At 67.7% G+C, this 23,285-nt stretch carries 24 protein-coding genes; 12 read left to right on the top strand and 12 right to left on the bottom strand.

Annotated features, from left to right (window positions below; all coding sequences use genetic code 11):
- Positions 1 to 182 precede the first annotated feature (182 nt).
- Positions 183 to 1,601, top strand: a complete 1,419-nt coding sequence (locus ACJH6H_RS12620) for an NCS2 family permease (protein WP_406774973.1) — start codon at positions 183 to 185, stop codon at positions 1,599 to 1,601.
- Here the strand turns inward: ACJH6H_RS12620 and ACJH6H_RS12615 are convergent.
- Positions 1,598 to 2,416 carry a serine hydrolase domain-containing protein gene (locus tag ACJH6H_RS12615; RefSeq protein WP_406774972.1) on the bottom strand — a complete coding sequence of 273 codons (819 nt, stop codon included), beginning with the start codon at positions 2,414 to 2,416 and terminating at the stop codon, positions 1,598 to 1,600. The two genes, ACJH6H_RS12620 and ACJH6H_RS12615, sit on opposite strands and share 4 nt — an antisense overlap.
- A 113-nt stretch (positions 2,417 to 2,529) precedes the next feature.
- On the opposite strand from ACJH6H_RS12615, the gene ACJH6H_RS12610 reads away from it, so the two are divergent.
- From ACJH6H_RS12610 to ACJH6H_RS12600, 3 genes are all read left to right on the top strand, one after another.
- Positions 2,530 to 3,618: an S-(hydroxymethyl)mycothiol dehydrogenase gene (locus tag ACJH6H_RS12610; RefSeq protein ID WP_053853984.1), complete on the top strand. Its 1,089-nt coding sequence runs from the start codon at positions 2,530 to 2,532 to the stop codon at positions 3,616 to 3,618.
- The gene (locus ACJH6H_RS12605; protein ID WP_406774971.1) at positions 3,615 to 4,238 is read left to right on the top strand and encodes an MBL fold metallo-hydrolase; all 624 of its coding nucleotides are present in this window, start codon (positions 3,615 to 3,617) and stop codon (positions 4,236 to 4,238) included. The genes ACJH6H_RS12610 and ACJH6H_RS12605 overlap by 4 nt, the downstream gene beginning before the upstream one ends.
- A 66-nt stretch (positions 4,239 to 4,304) precedes the next feature.
- Complete coding sequence (locus ACJH6H_RS12600) at positions 4,305 to 5,372, top strand: SAM-dependent methyltransferase (protein WP_406774970.1); 1,068 nt, start codon at positions 4,305 to 4,307, stop codon at positions 5,370 to 5,372.
- Here the strand turns inward: ACJH6H_RS12600 and ACJH6H_RS12595 are convergent.
- Together ACJH6H_RS12595 and ACJH6H_RS12590 are read right to left on the bottom strand one after the other, a co-directional pair.
- Positions 5,369 to 6,766, bottom strand: coding sequence for a GntP family permease (locus tag ACJH6H_RS12595; protein WP_406774969.1), 1,398 nt, complete (start codon positions 6,764 to 6,766; stop codon positions 5,369 to 5,371). The two genes, ACJH6H_RS12600 and ACJH6H_RS12595, sit on opposite strands and share 4 nt — an antisense overlap.
- Positions 6,766 to 7,299, bottom strand: coding sequence for a gluconokinase (locus ACJH6H_RS12590; protein WP_212812187.1), 534 nt, complete (start codon positions 7,297 to 7,299; stop codon positions 6,766 to 6,768). Before ACJH6H_RS12590 ends, ACJH6H_RS12595 begins: the two co-directional genes overlap by 1 nt.
- A 127-nt stretch (positions 7,300 to 7,426) precedes the next feature.
- On the opposite strand from ACJH6H_RS12590, the gene ACJH6H_RS12585 reads away from it, so the two are divergent.
- Entirely contained in the window at positions 7,427 to 8,140 is a 714-nt protein-coding gene (locus tag ACJH6H_RS12585; protein ID WP_371824531.1) for a FadR/GntR family transcriptional regulator, read from the top strand.
- Between the two features lie 12 nt (positions 8,141 to 8,152).
- Here ACJH6H_RS12585 and ACJH6H_RS12580 read toward each other — a convergent pair whose 3' ends face one another.
- Positions 8,153 to 8,683: a hypothetical protein gene (locus ACJH6H_RS12580; protein ID WP_212812189.1), complete on the bottom strand. Its 531-nt coding sequence runs from the start codon at positions 8,681 to 8,683 to the stop codon at positions 8,153 to 8,155.
- Between the two features lie 72 nt (positions 8,684 to 8,755).
- Between ACJH6H_RS12580 and ACJH6H_RS12575 the strand changes: the two genes are divergently transcribed.
- Complete coding sequence (locus ACJH6H_RS12575; protein ID WP_406774968.1) at positions 8,756 to 9,508, top strand: SDR family NAD(P)-dependent oxidoreductase; 753 nt, start codon at positions 8,756 to 8,758, stop codon at positions 9,506 to 9,508.
- Positions 9,509 to 9,531: 23 nt separating this feature from the next.
- On the opposite strand, the gene ACJH6H_RS12570 is transcribed toward ACJH6H_RS12575, so the two are convergent.
- Complete coding sequence (locus ACJH6H_RS12570) at positions 9,532 to 9,867, bottom strand: DUF732 domain-containing protein (RefSeq protein WP_053853988.1); 336 nt, start codon at positions 9,865 to 9,867, stop codon at positions 9,532 to 9,534.
- Between the two features lie 261 nt (positions 9,868 to 10,128).
- On the opposite strand from ACJH6H_RS12570, the gene ACJH6H_RS12565 reads away from it, so the two are divergent.
- Genes ACJH6H_RS12565 through ACJH6H_RS12555 form a run of 3 tightly spaced genes read left to right on the top strand, consistent with a single transcriptional unit; the run spans position 10,129 to position 13,958 of the window.
- Complete coding sequence (locus ACJH6H_RS12565; RefSeq protein ID WP_133425868.1) at positions 10,129 to 10,560, top strand: MmpS family transport accessory protein; 432 nt, start codon at positions 10,129 to 10,131, stop codon at positions 10,558 to 10,560.
- Complete coding sequence (locus ACJH6H_RS12560) at positions 10,557 to 13,469, top strand: RND family transporter (protein WP_212812190.1); 2,913 nt, start codon at positions 10,557 to 10,559, stop codon at positions 13,467 to 13,469. Before ACJH6H_RS12565 ends, ACJH6H_RS12560 begins: the two co-directional genes overlap by 4 nt.
- Positions 13,470 to 13,487: 18 nt before the next feature.
- A complete protein-coding gene (locus ACJH6H_RS12555) occupies positions 13,488 to 13,958 on the top strand; it encodes a DUF5078 domain-containing protein (RefSeq protein ID WP_020104387.1) in 471 nt (156 codons plus the stop codon).
- A 56-nt stretch (positions 13,959 to 14,014) separates the two neighbouring features.
- Here the strand turns inward: ACJH6H_RS12555 and ACJH6H_RS12550 are convergent, their stop codons facing one another.
- The 7 genes from ACJH6H_RS12550 to ACJH6H_RS12520 form a co-directional block, all read right to left on the bottom strand.
- Entirely contained in the window at positions 14,015 to 15,025 is a 1,011-nt protein-coding gene (locus tag ACJH6H_RS12550; RefSeq protein ID WP_212812191.1) for a TIGR03617 family F420-dependent LLM class oxidoreductase, read from the bottom strand.
- Positions 15,026 to 15,027: 2 nt separating this feature from the next.
- A complete protein-coding gene (locus tag ACJH6H_RS12545) occupies positions 15,028 to 15,624 on the bottom strand; it encodes a TetR/AcrR family transcriptional regulator (RefSeq protein WP_212812192.1) in 597 nt (198 codons plus the stop codon).
- Between the two features lie 7 nt (positions 15,625 to 15,631).
- Positions 15,632 to 16,321, bottom strand: a complete 690-nt coding sequence (locus ACJH6H_RS12540) for a transporter (RefSeq protein WP_212812193.1) — start codon at positions 16,319 to 16,321, stop codon at positions 15,632 to 15,634.
- A 2-nt stretch (positions 16,322 to 16,323) separates the two neighbouring features.
- Positions 16,324 to 17,610, bottom strand: coding sequence for an FAD-binding oxidoreductase (locus ACJH6H_RS12535; protein ID WP_212812194.1), 1,287 nt, complete (start codon positions 17,608 to 17,610; stop codon positions 16,324 to 16,326).
- Positions 17,607 to 18,911 (bottom strand): saccharopine dehydrogenase family protein, encoded by a 1,305-nt coding sequence (locus ACJH6H_RS12530; RefSeq protein ID WP_212812195.1) that lies wholly within the window; start codon positions 18,909 to 18,911, stop codon positions 17,607 to 17,609. Before ACJH6H_RS12530 ends, ACJH6H_RS12535 begins: the two co-directional genes overlap by 4 nt.
- 156 nt (positions 18,912 to 19,067) lie before the next feature.
- The gene (locus ACJH6H_RS12525) at positions 19,068 to 19,967 is read right to left on the bottom strand and encodes an alpha/beta fold hydrolase (protein WP_212814884.1); all 900 of its coding nucleotides are present in this window, start codon (positions 19,965 to 19,967) and stop codon (positions 19,068 to 19,070) included.
- A gap of 5 nt (positions 19,968 to 19,972) precedes the next feature.
- Positions 19,973 to 20,998 carry a zinc-binding dehydrogenase gene (locus ACJH6H_RS12520; protein WP_212812196.1) on the bottom strand — a complete coding sequence of 342 codons (1,026 nt, stop codon included), beginning with the start codon at positions 20,996 to 20,998 and terminating at the stop codon, positions 19,973 to 19,975.
- A 117-nt stretch (positions 20,999 to 21,115) separates the two neighbouring features.
- On the opposite strand from ACJH6H_RS12520, the gene ACJH6H_RS12515 reads away from it, so the two are divergent.
- From ACJH6H_RS12515 to ACJH6H_RS12505, 3 genes are read left to right on the top strand one after another with little or no spacing between them, the layout of a single operon-like run.
- On the top strand, positions 21,116 to 21,922 hold the full coding sequence (locus ACJH6H_RS12515; RefSeq protein WP_212812197.1) for an AraC family transcriptional regulator: 807 nt from the start codon (positions 21,116 to 21,118) through the stop codon (positions 21,920 to 21,922).
- A gap of 54 nt (positions 21,923 to 21,976) precedes the next feature.
- A complete protein-coding gene (locus tag ACJH6H_RS12510; protein ID WP_212812198.1) occupies positions 21,977 to 22,903 on the top strand; it encodes an alpha/beta hydrolase in 927 nt (308 codons plus the stop codon).
- Positions 22,900 to 23,271 carry a cupin domain-containing protein gene (locus ACJH6H_RS12505; RefSeq protein ID WP_212812199.1) on the top strand — a complete coding sequence of 124 codons (372 nt, stop codon included), beginning with the start codon at positions 22,900 to 22,902 and terminating at the stop codon, positions 23,269 to 23,271. The genes ACJH6H_RS12510 and ACJH6H_RS12505 overlap by 4 nt, the downstream gene beginning before the upstream one ends.
- The last annotated feature ends 14 nt before the right edge of the window (positions 23,272 to 23,285 follow it).

Raw genomic sequence — 23,285 nt, 5'->3', positions numbered from 1 at the left:
TGCGTGTCTATTGTGCCGCCTGAGACCCCTGTTGCGCTAGTCTGTCGCGCAATCTCTCAGGACGGCCACAGAATCGCACCGCGATCAGGGGCGTTGCCGACTCGGTGTCGACGATCCCGGCAATTGCCGAACAGACGCCAACACCCGCGCGGCGCACCAGCGCGCCATCTATCTTCTAAGCCGTGACTGCCCTGGACCGGTTCTTCGAGATCTCCGCACGCGGCTCGACCGTCGCTGCTGAACTGCGCGGCGGCGCGGTGACCTTCATCGCGATGGCGTACATCATCGTGCTGAACCCCATCATCCTGTCGAGCACGGCAGACATCGCCGGGCACAAGCTCCCGTTCGGCCAGGTTTCGGCGGTGACATCACTGGCGGCCGGCGCCATGACGATCCTGTTCGGCGTCGTCGCGCGCCTGCCCTTCGCGTTCGCCGCCGGCCTCGGCATCAACTCGTTCCTGGCCAGCTCCGTGGTCGGCGTCCTGACGTGGCCGGAAGCCATGGGGCTGGTGGTCATCGAAGGCCTCATCATCGTCGCGATGGCCGTCACCGGCCTGCGGCGCATGATCTTCGATGCCGTGCCCATGCCGCTGAAACTGGCCATCACCGCCGGCATCGGGCTGTTCATCATGTTCATCGGCCTGGTCAACGCCGGCTTCGTCGCGTCGACCGGGCATCCGTCGCCGCCGCTGGGCCTGGGCGCCGGCGGCACCGGCTCGGTCCGCGCCATCCCGACGCTGGTCTTCGTGTTCACCCTGCTGACCTCAGGTGTGCTGGTGGCCCGCAAGGTGCGCGGCGGCATCCTCATCGGCCTCATCTCGGGCACCGTGCTGGCCGCCATCATCGAGGCGATCTGGCACCTCGGCTCGGCGACGGAAAAGCCCGGCGGCTGGAGCCTGTCCGTCCCGACGCTGTCCGGTTCGCCGTTCGCGGTGCCCAACCTGTCCCTGATCGGTCACGTGGACTTCGGCAGCTTCGGCCGGATCGGCGCCATCGCCGCGCTCATGCTGGTGTTCACGCTGCTGTTCACCAACTTCTTCGACGCCATGGGCACCATGACGGGCCTGTCCCGGCAGGCCGGTCTGTCCGACGAACACGGCAACTTCCCGCGCCTGCAGTCCGCGCTGGTGATCGAGGGCACCGGCGCCGTGGTCGGCGGCGCGGTGTCGGCATCGTCGAACACGGTGTTCGTCGAATCGGGCACCGGCATCGGCGAAGGTGCCCGCACCGGTCTGGCCAGCCTGGTGACCGGTGGATTGTTCCTGGCCGCAATGTTCTTGACGCCGCTGACGGAGATCGTGCCCACCGAGGTCGCGGCCGCCGCACTGGTCATCGTCGGCACCCTGATGGTCTCGGTGCTCCGCGAGATCGACTTCTCCGACTTCTCGGTGGCCCTGCCGGTCGTGCTGACCGTGGCCGTCATGCCGCTGTCCTACTCGATCGCCAACGGCATCGGCGTCGGCTTCATCGCGTGGGCGGTGCTGCGTGCGGCGTCGGGCCGCATCAGGGAGATCAGCCCGCTGCTGTGGGTCGTCGCCGCCGGGTTCCTGCTGTTCTTCGCGCGCGGCTGGATCGACAGCATGATCGGGGTCGTCCGCTAGGCGAACTCGCGCAGAACCGCGGCGGACACGTCCGGCCAGACGGCGTGCGTCCAGTCGCCGAAATCGCGGTCCGTCAGCACGACGAGCGCCAGGTCCACTTCGGGATCCACCCAGAGGAACGTCCCCGACTGACCGAAGTGGCCGAACGTCCGGCCCGAGTTGCCCGCCGCCGTCCAGTGCGGATGCTTGCCGTCCCGAATCTCGAAACCCAGACCCCAGTCGTTCGGGCGCTGCGATCCGAATCCCGGCAGCACCCCGTCGAGACCCGGGAAATGTACCGAGATCGCGTCGGCATGCATGGGCGTCGACACCAGGGCGGGACGCAGCAGGTCACCGGCGAATGCCGCCAGGTCGGCCACCGTGGACCAGGCGCCGTAGCCGGCGGTTTCGGCCGCGCCCGGCAGGTCGGAATCGCTCATCCCCAGCGGCTCGAAAACCGCTTCCCGCAGGTACTGCGCGAACTCGATGCCGGACTCGTGCTGCAGCACCTGGGCCAGCACGGCGAACCCGACATTCGAGTAGATGCGGCGCGTGCCGGGCGCGGCGATGGCGTCGGGTGTCTGCATCGCGAGACCCGAGGTGTGTGCCAGCAGGTGGCGCACCGTGGACCCGGGCGGGCCGGCCGGGGTGTCCAACTCGACGACGCCCTCTTCGATCGCGATCTGCGCGGCGCGGGCCACCAGAGGCTTGGTCACCGACGCCAGCCGGAACGCGCGGTCGACGGGTCCGTGCGTGGCGAGCACACCGGCGGGCGACACCACCGCCGCCGCGGCGTTCGGTACCGGCCAGGAATCCAGCAGCTCGAGAGCGGTCACGTCATCGACCCTGTCACACATCGCAGCGCCGATGGGCGGGGGCCGAGCCGCCGTTGACCAGACATTTGTATGGACACCATTCCAACACTTCCCGGAGGCATTAGGTTATAGCCATGAGTCAGACAGTGCGTGGTGTGATTTCCCGGGCCAAGAAGCAGCCCATCGAGCTCGTCGACATCGTCATCCCCGATCCCGGACCCGGTGAGGTCGTCGTCGACATCATCGCCTGCGGGGTGTGCCACACCGACCTCACCTACCGCGAGGGCGGCATCAACGACGAATATCCCTTCCTGCTCGGCCACGAGGCCGCCGGCACCGTCGAGTCGGTCGGAGAGGGCGTCACCCACGTCGCCCCCGGCGACTTCGTCATCCTCAACTGGCGCGCCGTGTGCGGCGAGTGCCGCGCCTGCAAGCGCGGCCGCCCGCATCTGTGCTTCGACACCTTCAACGCCACCCAGAAGATGACGCTGACCGACGGCACCGAGCTGACCCCCGCCCTGGGCATCGGCGCCTTCGCCGACAAGACCCTCGTGCACGAACGCCAGTGCACCAAGGTCGATTCCGAGGCCGACCCCGCCGTCGCCGGACTGCTGGGCTGCGGCGTGATGGCCGGCATCGGCGCCGCCATCAACACCGGCGGCGTCACGCGTGACGACACCGTCGCGGTCATCGGCTGCGGCGGCGTGGGCGACGCCGCCATCGCCGGCGCCGCCCTGGTCGGCGCCAAGCGCATCATCGCCGTCGACACCGACAACAAGAAGTTGCACTGGGCCCGCGAGTTCGGCGCCACCCACACCATCAACGCCCGCGACCTCGACGCCGTCGAGACCATCCAGGACCTGACCGACGGCTTCGGCGCCGACGTCGTGATCGACGCCGTCGGCCGGCCCGAGACCTGGAAGCAGGCGTTCTACGCCCGCGACCTCGCCGGAACCGTTGTCCTGGTGGGTGTTCCGACACCCGACATGACCCTCGAGATGCCGCTGATCGACTTCTTCTCCCATGGCGGGTCACTGAAGTCATCCTGGTACGGCGACTGCCTGCCCGAACGCGACTTCCCCACCCTCATCAGCCTGTACCTGCAGGGCCGGCTCCCGCTGGAGAAGTTCGTCACCGAGCGCATCGGGCTCGACCAGATCGAGGACGCCTTCCACAAGATGCACAGCGGCGAGGTGCTGCGCTCCGTGGTGGTCCTCAAGTGAGCGCCATCCAGCGCGTCGTCACCAGCGGCACCTTCAGCCTGGACGGCGGCACCTGGGACGTCGACAACAACATCTGGCTCGTCGGCGACGACACGGACGTCATCGTGTTCGACGCCGCCCACACCGCCGCACCCATCATCGAGGCGGTGAACGGCCGCAACGTCGTCGCCGTCGTCTGCACCCACGGCCACAACGACCACATCACCGTCGCCCCGGAACTGTCCGCGGCCCTCGACGCCCCGGTGCTGCTGCACCCGGCCGACGAGATGCTGTGGCGGGATGTCCACCCGGACAACCCTTTTCACACCGTGGACGACGACCAGGTGCTCAGCGTCGGCGGCCTGGACATCAAGGCCATCCACACCCCCGGGCACTCCCCCGGCTCGGTGTGCTGGCACATCCCCGAACTGGGCGCGGTGATCTCGGGCGACACCCTGTTCCACGGCGGCCCCGGCGCGACCGGCCGCTCGTACTCGGACTTCCCGACCATCCTGGCGTCGATCGCTGAAGGGTTGGGGAAGCTTCCTTCGGACACTGTCGTCTACACCGGCCACGGCGACACGACGACCATCGGCGGCGAGCTGGTCCACTACGACGAATGGGTGGCGCGCGGGCACTGAGCTGCCAATCAGGCACCGGCCACTGATTCAGAGCGCGCCACACAGCTCGCGGCGCTACCGTGAGACATGCCCGAGTCAAGCGTGGTGGTGCAGCCCGACCCGATCGGGAGCGCGCGCCTGCAGACCGTCGGACTCCGCACGGCCACAAAGCTTTTCGAACAGGCCGCCGCCGAGGTGCCGCTCCCGGCGGCGCCGCGGCCGGTGGTGATCGCCGAGTACGGCTCGGGCAATGCGCATAACGGACTGCTCCCCATCGGGGCGGGCATCGCCGCGCTCCGCAAACGCATCCGGCCCGAGCACCCCATCGCGGTGACGCACACCGACATCCCCGACAACGATTTCAGCGCCCTGTTCCGCACCTTGCGCGACGACGCGTTCAGCTATCTGCGAACCGATCGGGCGACTTTCGCCTCGGCGGTGGGCCGGTCGTATCTGAGCCAGATCCTGCCGTCGGAAGGCGTGCACCTGGGCTGGTCGGCGTGGGCCATCCACTGGCTCAGCCGCATGCCGTCCGACATCCCCGATCACATCCAGCCGTCCTACAGCGCCGATGCGCAGGTGCGCGCCGCGTACGCGCGGCAGGCGGCGCACGACTGGCATGAGTTCATCGCGTTCCGCGGCCGCGAGTTGAGTCCGGGCGGCCGCCTCGTGGTCATGACCATGGGCCAGCACGACGACGGACGGCTCGGACTCGAGCCGCTTTTCGACGGACTGATGCACGCGCTGTCCGACCTGCAGGACCGACGGCTCGTCACCGCCGAGGAGGTGCGGCGCATGCGGCTGCCGATCGTGGGCCGCAGTGAAGCCGACTTCCGCTCACCGTTCGCCCCTTCGGGTCGCTTCGAGCGCCTGCGGATCACCCATCTGGTGGTCGCCGACGAACCGGACCGCTTCTGGCAGCGATACCAGACCGACGGTGACGCAACGGCTTTCGCCAAGAGCTGGGTCGGTTTCACCAGGGCGGCGGTGTTCGACACCCTGCTGGAAGCGCTGGAGCCGGCCGACCCGGCGCGCCGATGTCAGCTCGCCGATGCCCTGGACGCCGCACTGGTGGAGCTACTGTCCGCCGCACCCCGCCCGATGCCGATTCCGGTGGCGCACATCGTCGTCGAGAAACAGCAGCGCGAAAGTTAGACGAACACGTCCAGGATCAGGACCATGGCCAGACCGGACACCGAGAGCACGGTCTCCATGATCGACCAGGTCTTGATGGTCTGGCCGACGCTGAGCTTGAAGTACTCCTTGACCAACCAGAAGCCGGCGTCGTTCACGTGCGAGAAGAACAGCGAGCCGGCGCCCACGGCGAGCACCACCAGAGACAGTTCGCCGGTGCCCATCCCATGCACCAGACCCAGCACCAGCGACGACGCCGTGATGGTGGCGACTGTGGCCGACCCGGTGGCCAGCCGGATCAGGACCGCGAGCACCCAGGCCAGCACGAGCACCGAGATGTGCACGCCTTCGGCCCAGCGCGCCAGCATGGTGCCGATGCCGGTGTCGACCAGCACCTGCTTGAAGCCACCGCCGGCGGCGACGATCAGGAAGATGCCCGCGACCGGGGGCAGGCTCGACTCGATGCACTTGGTGATCGCGGTGCGGTCCATGCCGGCGCCGCGACCGAGGGTGACGGTGCCGACCACGACGGCGATGAGCAGCGCGACCAGCGGAGTGCCCACGGCGTCGAAGATCCGGCGGAACCACTGCGTCTTGTCGTCGATGAAGATGTCGACGAGGGCCTTGCCCAGCATCAGCGCGACGGGCAGCAACACCGAGAACAGCGTGACGCCGAAGCGGGGCCGTTTTCCATGTGCCCGAAGGGCTTCCGGATCGGTGGTGAAGGTGTCCGGTGCCGCGACGACGACCCACTTGCCGGCCAGGCGGCCGAACAGCGGGCCCGCGACGACGATCGTCGGGACCGCGACGAGCACGCCGAGGCCGAGCGTGACCCCGAGGTCGGCATTGAGCAGTCCGACGGCGGTCAGCGGCCCGGGGTGCGGTGGCACGAAGCCGTGCATGGCCGACAGGCCGGCCAGTGCCGGGATGCCGATGGTGATGAGCGACTGCTGCGAGCGCCGGGCCACCAGATAGATGACGGGCATCAGCAGCACGAGCCCGATCTCGAAGAACATCGGCAGCCCGATGATCGCGCCGACCAGCGCCATCGCCCACGGCAGGGCTCGGGGCGAGGCGGCACCCACGATGGTGTCGACGATCTCGTCGGCGCCACCGGAGTCCGCGAGCAGCTTGGCGAACATCGCGCCGAGCGCGATCAGGATGCCCACGCCGGCCGCCGTCGCGCCGAACCCGTCGGAGAACGATTTGAGAACCGCGGCGAGGTTCTCTCCGGCCGTCAGCCCCACCGTCAGGCCACCGAAGATCAGCGACAGGAACGGGTGCAGCTTGAGCAGCGTGATGAGCACGACGATGACGCTGATGCCGGCCACGAAGGCCAGGATCAGCTGAGTGGCCGAGGAGACCGGTTCGATGAGTTTGGGTGCGTCGGCGAGGACGGTGACGGCGGTGCGCATCAGATCTTCTCCCCGTCGCTCCGCTCGCCCCGTCGGTTCTCCCCTTGGGTGCGCGAAATGTATTCGTCGACAATCGAATCGATGCTCTGCCCGACGTCGATCACGATGCCGGCCTCATCGGCTTGCAGGGGTTCGAGGGTCTCGAACTGTGAGGCGAGCAGCGACGCCGGCATGAAGTGGCCGGGGCGGCTGGCCTGCCGGGCGCCGATGACCTCGGGGGTGCCGAACAGGTGCAGAAACCGGGTCTCCGGGCAGTGGCTGCGCAGCTGCACGCGGTACTTGTATTTCAGCGCCGAACAGCTCATCACGCCGCCGGTGCCGCAGTGCTCCCCGAGCCATCGGCCGATGGTCTCGAGCCAGGGCCGGCGATCGTCGTCGTTCAGCGGGTGACCGGCCTTCATCTTGGCGATGTTGGCGGCGGGATGGAAGTCGTCCGCATCGGCGAACGGCACGCGGAGCCGCTGCGCGAGCGCCGCGCCGACGGTGGACTTACCGGATCCTGAAACGCCCATGACGACGATGGGTGATGGCATGTTCTGCACCCGCCCCTTGTTGTGGTTTGACTCACACAGCGTGACTCAAAAGTCATACTTTTTCAAGAGGCCACAGAAAAACATCGGTTCTAAGTCAGATCTCCGGAGTTATGACAGGATGTTATGCGTGTCCACCCCGTCAAACGTCGGCGCTCTCCACGACAACGTGCTGAGCGCGCTGGGGGCCGCGGTGGTCTCCGGTAGGTACGCCCCCGGCGAGGTGATCACGCTCGAAGGAGTGAGCGCGGAACACGGGGTCTCCCGCAGCGTCGTCCGGGAAGCGATCCGGGTCCTCGAATCGATGGGCATGGTCGCCTCCCGCCGCCGGGTCGGCATCACGATTCAGCCGGCGGCCAACTGGAATGTGTTCGACCCCAGGCTGATTCGCTGGCGACTCGAGTCCGGCGACCGGGCCGCCCAACTGGTGTCGTTGTCGGAGTTGCGGCGCGGATTCGAACCCGTCGCGGCCGCCCTGGCTGCCGAGCGTGCCGACCCGCACCAGTGCCGGATCATGGCCGCCGCCGTGTCGGACATGGCGGTACACGGGCGCGACGGCAATCTCGAGGCATACCTGCTGGCGGACAAGATCTTCCACCAGACGTTGCTGGAGGCCAGCGGCAACGAGATGTTCCGCGCGCTCACCGCGGTGGTGTCGGAGGTCCTGGCGGGGCGCACCCACCACGGCATGATGCCCGACTCCCCCAACCCGGCGGCCATCGCGCTGCACGACGAGGTGGCCCGCGCCGTGCGGATGCGCGATCAGGCCGGCGCCGAACGCGCGATGCGCGCCATCATCGACGAGGCCGCCGCCGCGGTCGCCGAGGAGCAGGGCTCGGCCTGACCGGCCCGGCCGTCAGCGGCAGCGCTTGAGGCCGTCGTTGGGGTCACAGAACAACGGGAACTGCTGCACCGGAATCGGCAGCGGCTTCTGGAATTCCAGCCGGAACGACTTCTTCGTCATGGCCGCCTGCACGCCGCACTGTTCGTTGTTGGTGGTGGTCCGGGTACCGGTCCAGTTGGTGTCCTCCCACTCGTAGGTCTCTACGAGCTTCGACTTGGTGCCGTCCGGGCACGTGAAACCCTGGAGGTCGGTCTGGGTGAACATCCAATGTCCCTCACCGCCGGTCTGGCGGGCATCGCCGCCCAGCGTGCCGCCGTACTGGTCGGAGCCGACGTGCACGAGGCAGCCCACCGGCAGTTCCAGGTTGTTGCGCAGATCGCCGACGGTCGGGGCGCAGACGGGCCAGATGGTCCACACGCTCATCGGCGTGCCCTCTTGGATGTAGGTGTAGATGCCTTCGGGCAGCCGGATGTTGTCGGCCTGCGCCGGCGCTGCCGTGCCGAAGAGTGCGCCCGCTGCGACGAAGCCAAAACTCGAAACCATAGCGAGAACACGTTTCATTTTCACCGCCCGAGTATCGCAAATGACTTGCCCACGGCGTGAGAAAGTCACCGTATGAGTTCACTCAGCGGGAAGGTCGCGTTGATCACCGGGGCCTCGGCCGGCCTGGGCGCGGCCACGGTCAAGGTTTTCGCAGAACGCGGCGCATCGGTCTTCGGTATCGCGCGGGACGCCGAGCGGATGGCGACGGTGTTCGCCGACGCCTACGGCGACGAGTCCGGCGGCGCGTTCGCCGCGGTGGACATCAGCACGGCCGACGCCTGCCGGCAGGCGGTCGAGGACTGCATCGCGAAATTCGGGCGGCTGGACGTGCTGGTGAACGTCGCGGGATTCCACGTCATGCGGCACACCCTGTCGATGACCGATGACGACTGGGACCGCGACCTCGCGGTGAACCTGAACGGCCCGTTCTACCTGACCCGGGCGGCGCTGCCGCAGTTGCTGGAAAACGGCGGCAACATCGTCAACGTCTCGTCGATCGCCGGCGTCGAGGGCGAGATCTACTCGGCGGGCTACTGCGCTGCCAAGCACGGGCTGATCGGTCTCACGCGGGCACTGGCCGTCGAGTACACGAAGGAAAAGCTCCGGGTCAACGCGGTGTGCCCGGGCGGCATGCTCACCGCACAGGTCACCGAGTTCGCGGCGCCCGAGAACGCCGACTGGGACCTGATCATGCGGATCGCCGCGCCGCGTGGCTTCATGGAGCCGCGTGACGTCGCGAACGTCATCGCGTTCCTGGCAAGCGACGACGCCGCCGCGATCCACGGCTCGGTGTACCGCGTCGACAACGGCAAGGGCCCGGCCTGACCGGCCGGGATCGAGTCCGGCGACTAGTGCGCGAGCGCGACCAGCAGGTCGTGCTTCTCGGGGCAGTACGTGTCGAAAGCCGCGTTGAGGAACTGGTACACCTGCTGCTCCGAGCTGCTGTTGCGGGGCAGGTTCTTCTTCAGGAACGCCGCCGAGTCGGTGGCGCTGTGGTCGACGTTGTTGTCGAGCCGCTGGCAGGTGATCTTGCCGATCCAGGCGTTGTAGTCCTTGGGGCCGTAGATCCCGTAGGTGTGCAGCTGGTTGGCGAAATCGGTGTCGGGGTCGGCCTGCGCGGGAGCCGCCATGGTGACGGCAGCCGCCACGGCACCCGCAACTGCGACCAGAGTGCGTGCCTTCATGTGACGGAGTCTATTCGTGCTGGTTGCCATGTGCCCCTGCTCCCTGAACAGTCGTCGCCGCCTGTTCAATCCCATTGAACTGCTGCGTATTTGGTTCGATCTGCTGCGCGTTACCGGCTACGGTGATACGAGCCACCCGCAGCGTAGGTTTCCCATGATTAACTTAACTGGTCTAATCTAACACTTAAATGACCTAATCTGTCGGGGTCAGGGTACGGGAAGCGGGGAACAGCGAGTGCAGTCGACCATGGTGTCCGCAGCGTGATCGGCAATGCGCTCAAGAAGGCGTGGATCCCGTTGCTCATCCTCGCCGTGGCCCTCGTCGCCGGCTTCACCGTGCAGCGCGTGCGCACCTACTTCGGCCAGAACCCCGTCATCGTCACCCCACGCAACTTCGCCGACGATGCCAAACCGTTCAAACCCAAGGTCGTCACCTACGAGATCACCGGCACCGGCAGCTACGCCGACATCAACTACCTCGACCTGGACGCCAAGCCCCAGCGCATCGACCACGCGCCCCTGCCCTGGAAGCTCACCCTGTCCACCACCGCACCGGCAGCATCGCCGAACATCGTCGCCCAGGGCGACGGTGACTCCATCACCTGCACCGTCCACGTCGACGACGAACTCAAAGACACCCGCACCTCCACCGGCGTGCACGCCCAGACCTTCTGCCTGGTGAAATCCGCATGACACAGCCAACCGACGAAGACACCGTCATCTTCCCGAAGGCCGAGCAGCCGCCGCACCGGCCGCTGATCGCCCGCCTGATCCGCACCTTCGCGATCCCGGTCATCCTCTTCTGGATCGGCGTCATCGTCTTCCTCGGCAGCGCGGTTCCGTCGCTCGACGAGGTCGGCAAGATGCGCTCGGTCTCCATGTCGCCGGACCAGGCCGCGTCGGTCATCGCGACGAAGCGCGTCGGCGAGGTGTTCCAGGAGTTCAAGTCGAACAGCTCGGTCATGGTCGTGCTGGAAGGCGATCAGCCGCTCGGCGCAGAGGCACATGCCTACTACGACGAGATGATCAAGAAGCTCCAGGCCGACACCACGCATGTCGAGCACATCCAGGACTTCTGGAGCGACCCGCTCACCGCCGCCGGCTCCCAGAGCAATGACGGCAAGGCCTCATACGTCCAGGTCTACCTGCGCGGTAACCAGGGCGAGGCGCTGGCCAACGAGTCCGTTCAGGCCGCGCAGGACATCATCAAGAGCATCAAGACGCCGCCCGGCCTGAAGGTCTACGTGACCGGACCCGCGGCACTGGCGGCGGACCAGCACATCGCCGGTGACCGCAGCGTCAAGATGATCGAGGGCGTCACGTTCCTCGTCATCATCGTCACCCTGCTGCTGGTGTACCGGTCGTTCATCACCGTGCTGCTGACGTTGCTGATGGTGGTCCTCGAGCTGTCCGCGGCACAGGGCGTCGTCGCGGCGCTGGGCTTCTACGACATCATCGGTCTGTCGACCTTCGCCACCAACCTGCTGGTCACACTGGCCATCGCGGCGGCCACCGACTACGCCATCTTCCTGATCGGCCGGTATCAGGAGGCGCGCGGCGCGGGCGAATCCCGCGAAGACGCCTACTACACGATGTTCGAGGGCACCGCCCACGTCGTGCTCGGCTCCGGCCTGACCGTCGCCGGCGCCACGTTCTGTCTTCACTTCACCCGCATGCCGTACTTCGTGTCGCTCGGCGTCCCGCTGGCCATCGGCATGATCACCGTGGTGTTCGCCGCCCTGACCCTGGGCCCGGCCGTGATCTCGCTCGCCAGCCGGTTCCGCAAGACTCTCGAGCCCAAGCGCGCCATGCGCGTGCGCGGCTGGCGCAAGCTCGGCGCCGTCGTGGTCCGGTGGCCGGCTCCCATCCTGGTCGGCACCATCGCGCTGTCCCTGGTCGGCCTTCTGACGCTGCCGGGTTACGAGCCCGCCTACAACGACCGCCTGTACCTGCCCGCCGACATCCCCGCCAACGAGGGCTATGCGGCGGCGGACCGGCACTTCTCGCCGGCCCGGATGAACCCCGAGTTGATGCTCATCGAGAGCGACCACGATCTGCGAAACTCCGCCGACTTCCTGGTGATCGACAAGATCGCCAAGGCCATCTTCAAGGTGCCCGGCGTCTCGCGCTCGCAGACGATCACGCGCCCCGAGGGCAAGCCGATCGAGCACACCTCGATCCCGTTCCTGATGAGCATGAGCGGCACCTCTCAGAAGATGAACGAGAAGTACGCGCAGGACTCGATGGCCAACATGCTCAAGCAGGCCAACGACATGCAGATCAACATCGACACGATGAAGAAGATGCAGGGCATCACCACCCAGATGGCGGCCACCACGCACAGCATGGTCGCCAAGATGGTGAACATGACCCTGGACGTGGCCGACCTGCGCGACCACATCTCGGACTTCGACGACTTCTTCCGGCCGATCCGCAACTATCTGTACTGGGAACCGCACTGCTACGACATCCCGGTCTGCTGGACCATGCGCTCGGTCTTCGACACCCTCGACGGCATCGACACCATGACCGACGACATCCAGAACCTGATGCCGGACATGCTGAAGCTCGACAAGCTGATGCCTCAGATGGTCGCGTTGATGCCCGAGATGATCTCGACGATGACCAACATGAAGCAGTACATGCTGACCATGTACCAGACCCAGAAGGGTCTGCAGGATCAGATGCAGGCGCAGCAGGACAACGCGAGCGCCATGGGCGAGGCGTTCGACAACTCCCGCAACGACGACTCGTTCTACCTGCCGCCCGAGGTCTTCGACAACGCCGAATTCAAGCGCGGCATGAAGAACTTCATCTCGCCCGACGGCAAAGCCGTGCGGCTGATCATCTCGCATGAGGGCGAACCGATGAGTGCCGAAGGCATCTCGCACATCGACGCGATCAAGAACGCCGCCAAGGAGGCCATCAAGGGCACTCCCCTGGAGGGCTCCAGGATCTATCTAGGCGGCACCGCGGCGACCTTCAAGGATCTGCAGGAGGGTGCCGACTACGACCTGCTGATCGCCGGAATCTCCGCGCTCGCACTGATTTTCGTCATCATGCTGATCATCACGCGATCCGTGGTGGCCGCGGCGGTCATCGTGGGCACCGTGGTGCTCTCACTCGGCGCATCATTCGGTCTGTCGGTTCTGCTGTGGCAGCACCTGATCGGGCTCAACCTGCACTGGATGGTCATCGCGATGGCGGTCATCATCCTGCTGGCCGTCGGCGCGGACTACAACCTGCTGCTCGTCGCCCGGTTCAAGGAAGAGATCCACGCCGGCCTCAACACCGGCATCATCCGGTCGATGGGCGGCACCGGTTCCGTGGTCACCTCGGCCGGCCTGGTCTTCGCCTTCACCATGATGTCCATGGCGGTCAGTGAGCTGCACGTGGTCGGTCAGGTGGGAACAACCATCGGTCTGGGTCTGTTGTTCGACACGTTGATCATCCGATCTCTGATGACACCGGCCATCGCCGCCCTGATGGGCAAGTGGTTCTGGTGGCCGCAGCGGGTGCGTCAGCGTCCGGTGCCAGAGCCGTGGCCCCAGCCCAAGCCGACCGGCGAACTGCAATCAGCCTCCAGCAGCACAGGTATCTAGGAAACAGGAGTAATGACTATGGTCCAGATCAAGCGTGGCCTGAAGCGCGCCGGTACCGCGGTCGCAGCCCTGGGCGCGGTCGCGACGACGCTCGCCGGACCGGCAGCCGCCGATGCCACCGACGACTACCCGATCCCCCACCGCATCATCATCACGACCTGTGATGCCGAGCAGTACCTGGCCGCCGCCCGCGACACCAGCCCGGTCTACTACTCGCGGTACATGATCGACATGCACAACCGCCCGGCCGACATCCAGCAGATGGCCCAGGACCGCATCCACTGGTTCTTCTCGCTCGACCCGGTCGGCCGCCGCCAGTACTCCGAGGACACCGCCACCAACGTCTACTACGAGCAGGTGGCCACGCACTGGGGCAACTGGGCCAAGATCTTCTTCAACAACAAGGGCGTCGTCGCCAAGGCCACCGACGTCTGCCAGAACTACCCCAAGGGCGACCTGAGCGTCTGGAACTGGGTCCAGGCACCGTAGTCTCCTAGCGATTTGTGCACGATTTTCCGCGCGGACCGCGGATTTTCGTGCACAAATCACTGGGTGTGCAGGGCCGTGACCAGGTCCCGTACGTCCTCGGGCCGCTGTTCGTAACCCGGGAAATAGCAACAGATTTCGTCGACGTGTCCGCCGAAGCGGCGGCCGATCTCGGCGGCGCATTCCTCCGGGGTGCCGACGATGCCGATGGTGCGCACCATGTCGTCACTGATCAAGGCGCGCATGCCCGCGAAGTCACCGACCTTGGACATCGCGTTGAGTTGGGGCTGCAGGTCCGCCCACCCCTCGGTCTCGAGCACCGGCAGGTAGGCGGGCGTGGAGCCGTAGAACGCGATCAGCGTGGCGACGCCGTTGATCGCCGCGGTCAGATCTACCTCGGTCCGTGCCACCGCCACCATGGCCTGCGCGATGATCTGCAGATCGCCGGGCGCGCGCCCGGCGATCTGCAAGCCCTCCCCCACTGCCGTCAGGGTCCGGTCGGCGAAATGCCGCGCGCTGTGGAACGGCATCACCAGCAGCCCGTCGGCGACCTGCGCGGCGGTGCGGGTCATGATCGGCCCCAGCGCCCCCATGAGCACCGCCGGCGGACCGAAGGGGTTGGGCCCGGGGTTGAAGTTCGGCGGCATCAAGGTGTGGGTGAAGTGCTTGCCGCGAAAATTCAACGGCGCCTTGCCTTCCCAGCAGTCGAAGATCGCCTTGATCGCGGTGACGGTCTCGGCCATCTTCTCGGCGGGTTTGGCCCACTGTGCGCCGTAACGCTTTTCGATGTGCACCTTGATCTGTGAGCCCAGGCCCAGCCGGAACCTGCCACCGCTGTACACCTGCAGGTCGTAGGCGGCGTGCGCGAGATGCAGCGGGCTGCGCGGGCCGGCGATCGCGACGTTGGTCATCAGGTCCACGTTCGCCGCGCCGGCCGCCGCGACGAGCGGCAGGAAGACATCGTGCGGGCCTTCGAAGGTGAACACCCCGTCGGCACCGAGACCCGCCAGCTCGCGGGCGTGGTCGGCCGCCCGCTGCGGTGCTCCGTCGATCTGCAGTTGTACCCGCATGACTACCGCGGTCCGTATAACGCTGCCATCCAAATGTTGTACAGCACCTCGACGACGACATCGGGATCCGGGTGCGGCTCGGCCGAAAACGACTGTGTCAGATAGCGTTCGTCCATCCACACCAAGGCCCGCGCGGTTTCCACCGCATCGAGGCCGGCCTTGATCTTCCCGTCCGCCTGGTCGTCGGCGATGCGCTTGGCGGTGGCGTCGATGAACTGCTGAATCAGTTGTGCGTATGCGGCCTCGACCTTCTCGTCGGAGCCCGCCGCATCCGACAGCGCACGCAAGACGCGCCCGTGCTGCGAGTAGACCTCGGTCAGGCCCCGGAATGCCGACCGGGCATCGTTGACGAGATCGGTTCCCACGAGCCACCGGTCGACCATTTCTCCGATCTCCATCCCGAGATGCTCGACGACGCGCAGCGCCAGGTCGTGGCGGTCGCGGAAGTGCACGTAGAACGCCGGCCGCTTGAGCCCGGTCCGGCTCATCACGGCGTCGACCGTCATCTCGCGAAAGGGCCGCTCCCGCAAGAACTCCTCCGCGGCGACGAGGATCTCGCGTTCAGACTCTTTGGGGTCGTGCTTCGGACGTCTGCTCATCGTGTCCCTAGTTCATCACAACCGCTCGATTGTGTTTGTCCAGTGCGCGGTAGGCGTAGTAGTAGACGATCAACTGCAGCCCCCACGTCGTCAACGCCGCGGTGTAGAAGATCGTCCGGTTCGGATCATCACCGGGGACGTCATAGAAGTCGTACGTCGCGGCGATGACGGCTCCCATCGCCGTGACGGCGCCGACGAGAACCGCATGTTTGCGCTCCCCCACGCGCCACAGCCGGGCCGCGAAATAGACGAGGAAGATGCTCGTGAGGACGTTGACCGTGACCAGGAACACCGCGCCGGCCAACCCGATGTGGTGGGTGACGGGCGACGCCGTCCGCAGCGCGTAGAACGTCAGGCCGAGACCGACCGCACCGGCGAGCGCGAAGACACCGATGTCGACGGCGCGCGACGGCTTGTAGCCGTGGGTCACCGCCATCAACCCCAACACGAGGATCAAGGTGATGCCGACCGACCGGGAGAACGCGTCGAAGAAGATCGCGACGTGGAAACTCGGGCTGTCCTGGCTCAGCCGCAGCACCGCGTAGAGCAGGAAGTTGACCCCGGAGGTCGCGACGATGATCCATTCGAGGCCGAGCAGGTAGTTCCCATGGCGCCGGATGAACTTCCACCCGTAAGTGAACCCGGCGAAGATCATGAGCAGGTCCGCGAGGACGAACAGCGCGCCGATGACGTCCATGGCTACACCCGGGCCAGACGGTCGAGAACCCGGTCGCCGAACCAGCCGAGGGTCAGCGCCGGCTGGCTGACGAAGCTGGGCCAGAATCGGCCCTCGTGCCAGATGGCCGCGAGGTCGTCCGGCACGGGTGCGCCGGACAGCCTGTCGGCGAGCATGCTGCCGACATACTGTGCCTGGGCGAAGCCATGTCCGTTGCACGCCAACGAATACAGGACATTGGGCGCCGCTTCTCCGGCGACCGGCAGCCACGTGGAGCTCATGCCGATCCAGCCACCCCACGCCCGCCCAGGCGCAACATCACTCAGTCCGGGGAAGCGTTCCCGGAAGCCGCGCACGAGGTCGTCGACGACGGGCGCCGACGGCGTCCGTGCGCGCAGCGGGCCGTTGGTGGTCTCCAGCCGGCGCGTGCCGAAAACGATGGTTTTCCTGGGGGTTACGCGGTAGCTCTCCAGGATCATGTGGGCGGTCACCAGGGGTGCACGACTCGTCCAGCCGATCGCATCCAGCCGTTCCGGTGCGACCGGCTCGGTCTCCACCAGCGAGGTCCACACCGGCGACACCAGCCGCCGCGGCGTGACGGCGAGGTCCTTGCCGTAGGCGTTGGCGGTGAGCAGCGCCTGCTTGGCGCGGACGCGACCACCTGCGGTCCGGACCGTCACCCCGGCCGGACCCGCATCGACGTCCTGCACGGCCGTATGCTCGAAAACCCTTGCCCCCGAGCGCAAGACGGCGTCACGGAGACCGAGCACGTACTTGCCCGGGTTCAGGGTGCCGCCGATGCCCTCGCGCATGCCGCCGAGGAACCCGTCCGGCAACCCCGCCGCGGGTCCTTCGACGAATTCGGCCGACGATCCGGCCTCCGCCATGATCTTCGCGTTGCGGCGGGCCTTGCGCAATTGCCCCTTCGACACGGCGGCCTGCACGATGCCGACCTTCTCGAAGTCGCAGTCGATGCCCCGGCGCGCAATGGCTTCCTCGGTGAATTCGACTGCGCATTCGGCGAATTGGAACAGCGCGCGGACCTTTTCCCGCCGGAACAGCAGCGCCAGGAGCGCCGGGTCAGCGGCGATCGAGTTGGTGACATAGCCGGCGTTGCGCGAACTGGCGCCCCAGCCGCAGGTCTGTGCCTCGATCAGCACGACGTCGGCACCGGACTCGGCGAGCCGCAGGGCTGCCGTCATCCCGCCGACGCCGCCCCCGACGACCGCGACATCACATGTCACCTCGCCGGCGAGCGCGGGTTCGCCGACCGGTACCTCGGCCCAACCGGTTTCCGTCAACAGGTTCATGCCGAGACCGCCTTCCGGGAGGTCACCGCGGTGCTCGGCGTGACCACTGCCTCGACCACCTGGTGCAGCGGCGCCCGGCCGGTCGCCGCCAGCGCGCGGTAGAACGTCTCCGGGTCCGCCCAGTCCTCTGGCGCCAGGACACCCGACCGTTCACCCAACCGATCGAGTGCCAACAGCATGAACGCCGCGGTGGCCGATCCGGTGAGCGACGCCATGGTGGTCCACGGCGTGCCCGGCCCACTCACGGGCGCCCGCCGCACGGAAACCACCGGCTGCCCATCGCGGGTGCCGGTCACCCGCACGTAGTTGGTGCCCCGGAACGGCGGGTGCTTCTTGGCCGCCGATGTCGCCATGAACTTCAGCACCTCGACGGCCCCGATCTCGCCGCGACGGATGGTGCCCCAGAGCCCGGACAGCGCGTGCCGCCACACCTTGACCGAGCCGGTCTTGTCGGTCAGCAGGTCGTTGACGAAGTCGATGGCCTCGTCCATGGTGATCTTGTTGTCCTGTACGGCAACTGCGACGCCGCGCATGATGCCGTTCGTGGGTGGCGGGTCGAGCGCGCCCAGCACGCGAACCCGGTCGGCGCCCGGCCAGCGCCGCGGCAACGTCACCGCTTCCGGATGCGCGCACTCGTAGAACCGGTAGGCATCGCCGAGTGAGTTGCCGACGTCGAAGACGTCGTTCTCGATGAACGTCTGATGCTGCACGGCGCGGCCGCCTTCCCAGGTCCAGCACGGCCCGGCGAAGCCCCGGATCGCGTGGTCGAGCACCGCGCGGCCATACGGCACCGGTCCTTCGTCGCCGGTGACCCAGCAGATGTCAATGCGCTCAACAACATCCATGTCGCGAGCGGCGTCCGCCGTCATCACGTTGGTGTATCCGGGTGAGGCCCCGCAACAGATCAGGATCGGCACGCCCGCGGCCTTCGCCTTGGCGTCGAGTGCCAGCGCCGCGCGGGTGCTCGCCTCGTCGTCGTCGAGATCCAGGTAGGGCACCTTCTTCTCGATGCAGGCGGCCATCACCGGCTCGGCGGTGCGGTTGTACGGCCCCGCGCCGAGGACGACGAGGTCGGCACCCTCGATGGCCCGGCGCAACGCGCCGCCGTCGAAGAGGTCGAACGAGCCGACCGTCGCGGTGCCGGGCAGCTTCGCCGCGAAGTCGTGCAGGAGTTCGGGCCGGATGTCGTAGAGCTCGAGCGCCCAGCCGCCGTCGCCGGCCGCCGTGGCGAAACGTTCGATGGCGACGCGGCACATCTCGCCGGCTGCACCGATGAAGACAATTCGCTTTGTCGTGGTCATGGCACCAGCTTGCGCCCATAATTACGCGTTGTCAATGACACGATGTAATTGAAGGGGGCACATGCCGGCCGCCGGTTCCGCGGCCCTGACCAGGTGGCGGAACCGGCGTCGAAAATCACCCTGTTGTCAGGGTCGCGAGCACCGCAACGGCGCCGCCTAGCTGCGCCCGACGTAGCTCAGGATCGCCGCGGCCACGTCGGCCGGACGGTCGACCTGCAGGAAATGCCCTGCCCCGTCGATGGTTCGGACCACCGAACCGGCCGGCAGCGCGGTCAGCAGCTGCTCGGTGTAGCCCACCTGCATGGCGCCGTCGTCCGTACCGTGCAGGTACAGGATCGGCGCGCACGGCAGCTCCCGCAGATAGCGTTCGAACTCGGCGTACGGCCCACCGACACTGCCCGGCCGCACCAGCGCCCGGTAGTAGCCGACGGCGGCCGCACGGTGCTCGGGTGTCGGCAGCGCCGCGAGCGTCGTCGCGACATCCGCGGCGACGTCGGTGCCGGCCGGCGACCAGTCGCGCCAGAGTCGCGGGATGACCCGGTGCAGCGTGCGTTCCGGCAGGCAGGGGAGCTGAAAGTACATGATGTACCAACTCATTCGGAGTTGGACCAGGCCCATCCGGGCGGTGCGGGCCGGGCTGAACTTGGCCTGGCTCATTGCCGCCAGCGGCGGGACGGACATCGAGACCACCGCAGCGAACGGCGAATCCTGATACGCGGCAACGGCATTGGCGGCGAAGGCGCCCCAGTCATGCCCCACCAGCACCGCGTCGGGCCCGCCGCCCAACGCGTCGTAGAGGTCGAGCACGTCGGACACCAGCGCGCCGACGTGGTAGTTGCCGTCGGCGGGCACGCCACTCGGGGCGTAGCCGCGCATGAAGGGTGCCACAACCCGGTAGCCCGCCTCGGCGAGCAGCGGGGCGACCCGGCGCCAGCCATGTGCGCTGTCCGGAAAACCGTGCAGGCACAACATCAATCGTCCGTCAGCCGGCCCCCACGCCAGCGCCCGCATGCGCAGTCGCGGCAGCGTGAGGTCCAGGGTCTCCTGATTGGCCATCATCACTACGGGGTCAGCGTGACCTTGATGCAATCCGCGGTCCGGGCCGCAACCGCGGCATAGGCCTTCGGCGCGTCATCGAGCGACATGGCGTGAGTGAAGATGCCGTCGACGTCGAGCCGGCCCGACTGCAGCAGCGGGATCAACGCCGGCCAGGTCTGCTGGACCGGCGCAGTGGTCATGCGCAGCGTGATGCTGCGGATGAGTGACAGGGTCGCGGGGAACGGGAACGGGTTGAGGTCGTGCACGCCGACGACGGACACCGTGCCGCCGGCGCGCACGGTGGCCAGCGCCGCGTTCATGGTGGTGTCGTTGCCGACAGCGTCGATGACCGCGGCTGCTCCCCTGCCGCCCGTCGCTTCGTGGACGGCGCCGATCTGCTCCGGCGTGATCGCGGTGGCGCCACTGAGCGCGGCCATCTCGCGGCGCCCCTCGACCGGGTCGACGGCGAACACCTGACCCGCACCCTGCGCGATGGCGCAGCGCACCGCACACAGGCCGACCGCACCCAGACCGAAGACAACAACGGTGCCGCCGGGCGGGATGTCGGCGCGCTGCGCCGCGGCCCAGCCGGTGGCCAGGTTGTCGGTCAGCAGCAGCGCGGCCTCGGTGCTGAGATCGCTTGGCAGCCGGTGTAACTGGAAGTCGGCGGACGGCACCGCGAGCAGTTCTGCCTGCGCGCCACCGAGCACCCCGGAGCCGAAGATCAGCGGGCCCGATACACAGGTGATCGGGTCTTTGGTGTCGCAGCCGACGCAGTGGCCGCAACCCGCCACCGACGAGATCAGCACCGGGTCACCGACTTTGACGGTGCGCACCTCCGGACCCACCTCGACGACCGTGCCGATGGCCTCGTGACCGAGCGCCAGCGGCGTGGCCAACGGGTAGTCGCCTTCGTAGAAATGCAGGTCCGATCCGCAGATGGCCGCCGTGGTGATCTGGACGACGGCGCCGTCGGGCCCAGGCAGCGCCGGGTCGGGCACGGTGTCGACGTAGACATTCCCGGGGGCGTCGATCGATACGGTTCTCAACTGTCCACCTCTGCTGATCCGGCGTTCCGTAACGCTGTTACAGAGTCACCTTACGGAGTCCGGACTCGGCTGTGTCGAGAACCCTCGGCAAGCCCGCGCCACGCCTACCATCGAGACATGGAAGCGAGCACGCGGCGGCTGAGTGCCGCCGTGTGGGACCTCGCGATTCCGGCGCATCGGCAGCCGGGGCTGGCCATGGCCGGTTTCCGCGGCCGGGCACCGTCGCAACTCGCGCTGCAGCTCGTGCCCTACCCCGCGGTGACGGTGTTCATCGAGTTCGGCGACGGTGTACTCGTCGACGCCACAGGCGCACGCCGGACCGGCGGCGGGGTCGTCGGCCTGACGCCCGGCACCGTGGTCGCTGTCGGCCACAACGTCGACTGCCTCCAGATCCGGCTGTCGCCGACACTCGCCCACACGGTGTTCGGCGACTGCGACCCCACCGGGGTGCTGCCCCTCGACGCGGTCTGGGGCCGTGCCGCCGAGCGCCTGTGCGAGCGGCTGCACACGGCATCGTCGTGGGACGAGCGGTTCGCCATCGCCACAACGGAATTGGCGCACCGGCGCGAAACCGGGCCCGCCGCGGACCCCGAGGTCGCCGCGGCGTGGCACGCGATGGTGCGCAGCCGTGGACAAGTCCGGATCGAGCACGTCGCCGACGAGATCGGCTGGAGTCGCAAGCGACTGTGGCATCGGTTCGGCACGCAGATCGGCCTGCCACCCAAGCGGGCCGCACAACTGATCCGGTTCGACGACGCCGCGCACCGCCTTGCGACCGGCGCCGCGCCCGCCGAGGTGGCCGGTGCCTGCGGCTATGCCGACCAATCGCATCTGCACCGCGACGCCCGGTTGTTCGCGGGGTTGACGCCGGCGGGTGTCGCCGAGGCGCCGTGGCTCGACGTCGATCCCGTGGCGTGGCGGTAGTCCGCGGGAACATTCCTCCAAGACACCGCCCCACCGGGCCGCCATCGTGGTGGCATGGACCCCGAGCTGCAGCCCTTCCTGTCGCTGTTCCCGAAAGCCGAGTTGGACGACCCGGTGGCCGCCCGCCGGCGGCTCGCCGAACTGTCCGCCGCCGTGCCCGCTCCCGACACCGCCGGCCTGCAGATCAGCGACCGTAGCGTTCCCGGCCGCCCCGACGTTCCGGTACGGCTGTACCAACCCGCGGAACCGGTCGGCGCGATCCTGTGGCTGCGGGGCGGCGGATTCGTCATGGGTGATCTCGACACCGAGCACCCCTGGGCCGCGCGCATCGCCCAGGCCACCAACGTCGTCGTGGTGTCCGTCGGCTACCGCTGCGCACCCGAAAACCCTTATCCCGCAGCGCTGGACGACGTCTACGAGGCACTGACCTGGCTGGCGGCGAATGCGTCACAGCTCGGTGTCGAGCCGGGCCGCATCGCCGTCGGTGGTCATGCGGCGGGCGCCAACCTGGCCGCCGCGGCCGCGCTGCGGGCACGTGACGAGGGTGGCCCCCGGATCGCTTTTCAACTGCTGAACCAGCCACCGCTCGACGACCGTCAGCGCAGCTGGTCGGCCCGCACCTTCACCGACACCGTCTTCATGACGCGCGCCAAGGTCGCCGCCAGCTGGCGGCACTATCTCGGCGGCCGACCCGCGACGGCCTACGCGGCACCGGCCCGGGCCGAGGATCTGTCCGGGCTGCCGCCCACGTACCTCGCCACCGCGGAGTTCGACCCCAACCGCGACGAAGCGCTCGAATTCGGGATCCGGCTGCTGCAGGCCGGCGTGTCCGTCGAACTGCACCAGTGGCCCGGCACGTTCCACGGATCTCAGGTGATCCTCGGTGCCGACGTCTCGGTTCGTCTGCTCGCCGAGATCAGCGGTGCGTTGCGCCGCGGGTTGACCGCCGGCTCGGCGGACCTGCGGGCGGTGCCGGCATGACCACCGCCGTCGATCTGTTCGCCTCGTTCGTCCATCTCTACGACGACGGCCGCATCGAACCGGCCGAGCGCACGTTCGGCTCCGGCGAGCCAGGGTGGCACGTCATGACATTCCACGCGGAGACCGACGCCGAGGTGCATGCGGACTATTGGGAAATCCACACGGAGGCAGACGAACTCGTCGTCTGCCTCGCCGGGGAGATTCGGCTGTTCCTAAGGGCTGCCGACGACGGTCCAGGTGTCACCCTGACGACGGGACACGCGCTGGTCGTGCCGAGTGGGACGTGGCACCGCATCGCGTTGTCACGTCCCAGCGACATCATGTCGATCACGTTTCCCCGCGGCAGCCGGCTCGAGCAGCGCGACTGACCGCGGGGACAACG

The sequence above is a fragment of the Mycobacterium sp. SMC-21 genome, assembly GCF_045310825.1.
GTDB lineage: Bacteria > Actinomycetota > Actinomycetes > Mycobacteriales > Mycobacteriaceae > Mycobacterium.
The sequence above is the reverse complement of the archived record's forward strand: the minus strand, read 5'-3'. Positions and strand labels throughout refer to the sequence as shown.